Source organism: Siccirubricoccus deserti (assembly GCF_014283215.1).
In the GTDB taxonomy this organism is placed as follows: Bacteria; Pseudomonadota; Alphaproteobacteria; order Acetobacterales; family Acetobacteraceae; genus Siccirubricoccus; species Siccirubricoccus deserti.
In genome coordinates this window covers 1-3609 of the sequence record NZ_JACOMF010000155.1, presented here as the reverse complement: position 1 = coordinate 3609, position 3609 = coordinate 1, and the positions used below count along the sequence as shown (strand labels likewise).

The 3609-nt window shown below is 57.6% G+C and carries 3 protein-coding genes; 1 reads left to right on the top strand and 2 read right to left on the bottom strand.

Annotated features, from left to right (window positions below; genetic code table 11):
- Nucleotides 1-383: 383 nt before the first annotated feature.
- Complete coding sequence (locus H7965_RS29100; protein WP_186773991.1) at nucleotides 384-632, top strand: hypothetical protein; 249 nt, start codon at nucleotides 384-386, stop codon at nucleotides 630-632.
- A gap of 25 nt (nucleotides 633-657) precedes the next feature.
- On the opposite strand, the gene H7965_RS29095 is transcribed toward H7965_RS29100, so the two are convergent.
- Complete coding sequence (locus H7965_RS29095; protein WP_186773990.1) at nucleotides 658-2931, bottom strand: glycosyltransferase; 2274 nt, start codon at nucleotides 2929-2931, stop codon at nucleotides 658-660.
- 30 nt (nucleotides 2932-2961) lie between these two features.
- Nucleotides 2962-3336: a transposase gene (locus tag H7965_RS29090; protein ID WP_222440882.1), complete on the bottom strand. Its 375-nt coding sequence runs from the start codon at nucleotides 3334-3336 to the stop codon at nucleotides 2962-2964.
- Between the last annotated feature and the right edge of the window lie 273 nt (nucleotides 3337-3609).

The following is a 3609-nucleotide window of genomic DNA, read 5'->3' as shown; positions in this document are numbered from 1 at the left end:
GGCGCCCGAACGCGCGAGGCGCTGTGGAACACCATCGGCCGACTGCTCGATATCTTCAGTCCCGGAGAATGCCGAAACTACCTCGCCAACTCAGGCTATGCGTTCGAGTAAACCAAAAATGCTCTAGTCGCCGATGCCACAGACCGGCACCTCGTGACTGCGGCGCAGCGGCACCTTGTGGAGGGAGGAGCGTGACCGCCCCGGCACGACCGCTGCTGGTCCGGACCGGATTGAGCCGTTCAGCCTCGCGTGAGCTTGCCATGGCCATCACAGTCGGGTTGGCAATATAGTCATTTCGGTAATTCGCCGCGGCGTAGCGCTCAGCTAAACATGCCGCCGCATCGAGTTCTCCTGGGGATACGCGATACAGTTGGAGGCCCGCGGTGAAGGTCTATGTCGATGAGGGTGGCGACAAGCGGTTGATTGGCCGGGCGGACGTGCCGCCAGAGGAAGGGCCGATCTACGAAGTGCCACTCTTCGGAACAGCATCCGTCATTGTCGAGCGATATACCATCGGCACAGTGACGCGATTTCCCCCAGTCGCCGGTACTCCGACAGTCGAACGCGCAGTGCTGCTTGCGATTCAACAACGACCAGAACTGCTCCCTGGATGGCAGCCCTTGGCGTCCTGATGATCCAGAGTGATGCTTTGCGAGGCTAAGTCTCCCGCAGAAAGGCTCGAATGATGCCACGGCGGATGGCAGAAAGCAGAGGCCCGATCATAGGTCGGCCAAATAATCTGTAATAAGCGAGGCTCATCTTGCCGCATCGACTTGTAGCAACGAGAGAAAGCCTGTGTAAGGAGGTTTCCTCTCCCACGTCCGAGCTTGCGTGTCCCGGCCAGCGTTGAGGCGCCGTTGCCATATATGACAACGCAAGTGCGTGTGCCATTGCTGCGCGATACTGAATTGGAAGAAGCTGAAGAAATGGGCGCCCGCTTCTCAGAAGATTGGCTTCGGGTGTGTGGCTGGTGCGCAGCATCGAGTCTTTGGAGATCCTGTACCAGAACAAAGGCTCTGGTATCGATAAGATCTTCATGCCGTTGATGGTCGCCCGCGCAAAGAGTTCCCAATCTTCATGACCAACACCGTAATCTTCAGAAAATCCGTCGAGGCGCTCGAGAGCATCACGCCGTATGCAGGCGTGAGCATCGCCATACAGGTTCATGAATACGCCGGCCGATAGGACACCTCCCAGCGGTGCAAAGATCTCCTCTGCATACTCGATCCCGCTGTCGGGCAATTCGTCCCCTTCAAAGATTGCCATGGCAGCGGTCACTATATCTGCCGTCGAATTCTGGGCCGCACGGACATAGGTCTTAACCAGATGCGGCAGGCTTACGTTATCATCGTCGTGAAATATGACGTACTCGCCGGATGACTTTCTCCAACCTAGGTTCCGAGCAGCTCCCAAATAGCGGTTCTGCTGTCTGACTATGGTCCAGCCTCTCCGGGCGAATTCGACTTCCAGACCATCAAGAACCGAAAGCGCTTCCCGCGAAGTGCTGCCATCATCTACAAGAATAACTTCAATATTTGGCCATGTCTGAGCCCGTATTCCATCCAGCGCCTGGACCAGTGTTGTAGGTCTGTTCCGCGTAACCAGTACGATGCTCACTAATGGCCAGTCACAACGAGGAGGCTTGATGTTCCTTGTTTCGACACAAGCGGCGGCAATTGATTGCCACATCTCCTGGATTGCATCAGCTGATACCGCAGGCCGTACTGCCGACGGTAGTCCATTGCGCAGGGCGTCGCTCAACGCCGAGGCTAGGGCAGCGGTATTGGGCTGTACCAGGTGGGAGGCTCGATCTTCAGGATGAAGAAGGTCCGCAGTCCCGCCTACATCGGACGCAAGGAAGGATGCGCCTCGTCCTATGCATTCAGCCACCGCCATCGAGGAATTCTCATAAAGGGACGGCAGAACTGCAAGTCGTCCAGGGGCGGAGACATAGTCGGTTGCTCCTGCTGCATCCTTGTCCGATAATACACTCCAGTTGAGTACACCGGACACCTTAGCCGCGTTGATCGCCCTGATCGTGGCCTCATCGCCCTTTCCAAGAAAGGTGACCTTTATTTGATTTAAAAGAGAGGGGTCTATTTCATTTAAAGCTGAAATAAATATGTGCAATCCCTTCCTTGCCTCAAGTCGGCCAAAGAAGACCAGTTCTTTGACCCTGCGGACGGCCAGCGATGTGGGCTTTCCATAGGCATGAGCGGGTAATGGATTGGGCACCACACGACGGGCGGGGGGCAGTACCCATCCTGCGTCGTCAAACCACTGCAGCATGTAGTTTGACGGACTCACCACAACATCCGCAGCTTCCACAGACTGTCGCTCGAGAGCGTCCGTGCAAAGGTCACCTATATTGCAAGGCAGTTGCTGATTTCCCTCCAAATGCCATAATGTCGGCGAGTGGGTTCCGACCACAACTTGTGTATGCCTTAGCCCGATTCCAGCTCTTTTGGCGGCCAACGCATAGTGGCCTAGCCCCTTCCATTCAGGAAAGTACACCAGGTCGAATTGGCGGTTCTTCAGCCACGCCCAAGCGTTATACGACAATTGCAGTGGTGCTGGATTCGTTAAACGCTGACGATTTGCCGGGCAGACCACAAAGTTTATGCCGTGCTCGGCATAGCGGGCGGCCCATGCAGTTGCTGCAGTTTTGTCGACCTGCTGTTCGGCCGCGAAGAGAACTGTAACCCTATGACCTGCATCGGACCACGTTCGAGCAATGGCTTCGCAAGCTGTTCCAATTCCGCCATTGCGAACCGGCCCGACAATATCTGGAGTTACGATGCAAAGGTTCCGCGTTGCCACCTCGGCTGGTGCACCAATGGACGCACGCACTGGCAGCGTAACAGCCGTCCATTCGGCATCAGCTGGTGTAAATGGTCCAACTGCGGAACCAGTTCTCAGATCATTGGGCATGTCACGCTCGTTCGATTATTAGCTATAAGCCTAGCCCGTGTGGACGGATTTGACCAAGATGAGGCTGCAGGCGAAGTCGACGATGGCGGCGTAGCTGTTGGCGGTTTTATCGCAGCGTAGGGCGACGCGCTTGAAGCGTTTAAGCTTGCCGATGGCCTGCTCGATCCGGGCGCGGTGGCGATAGAGCCCTTTGGGAAAGAAGGCGGGACGGTGCCTGGCATTGCTCCGGTAGGGGATGATGGGGCAGATGCCGCGGCTGCGGGCCGCCCCGCGGTTGCCCTTTGCGTCGGAGCCCTTGTCGGTCATCACCGCTCTCGGCGTGATGTCGGGGCCGAGGTTGAGCAGGGTCTCGAACTGGCGGCTGTCGCTGGCCTCCCCGCCTGTAAGATGGAAAGTCAGCGGCAGGCTGAAGTGGTCCCCATCGGTCGGACAGTTTGGCGGCCTGGATAAGCTCGGTCCTGGTTGTCGTCAGGCCGCCAATTTGGCCATCTCGTCCGCCCCATAGGTCTCGTTGGGGGTCTGCCCGGCCAGCGCGCTATGTGGGCGTCCGGGGGAGTGTCAGGAATTCCGTGTTCGGCCGGTCGGTTGAACGACACGGTCAGGCCAGGGCCTTGGTGAAGCGCTGGCTGAAGATCACGGCGAACTGGGCCTTGGCCATGGCCCACTCCCGAGGCGGCA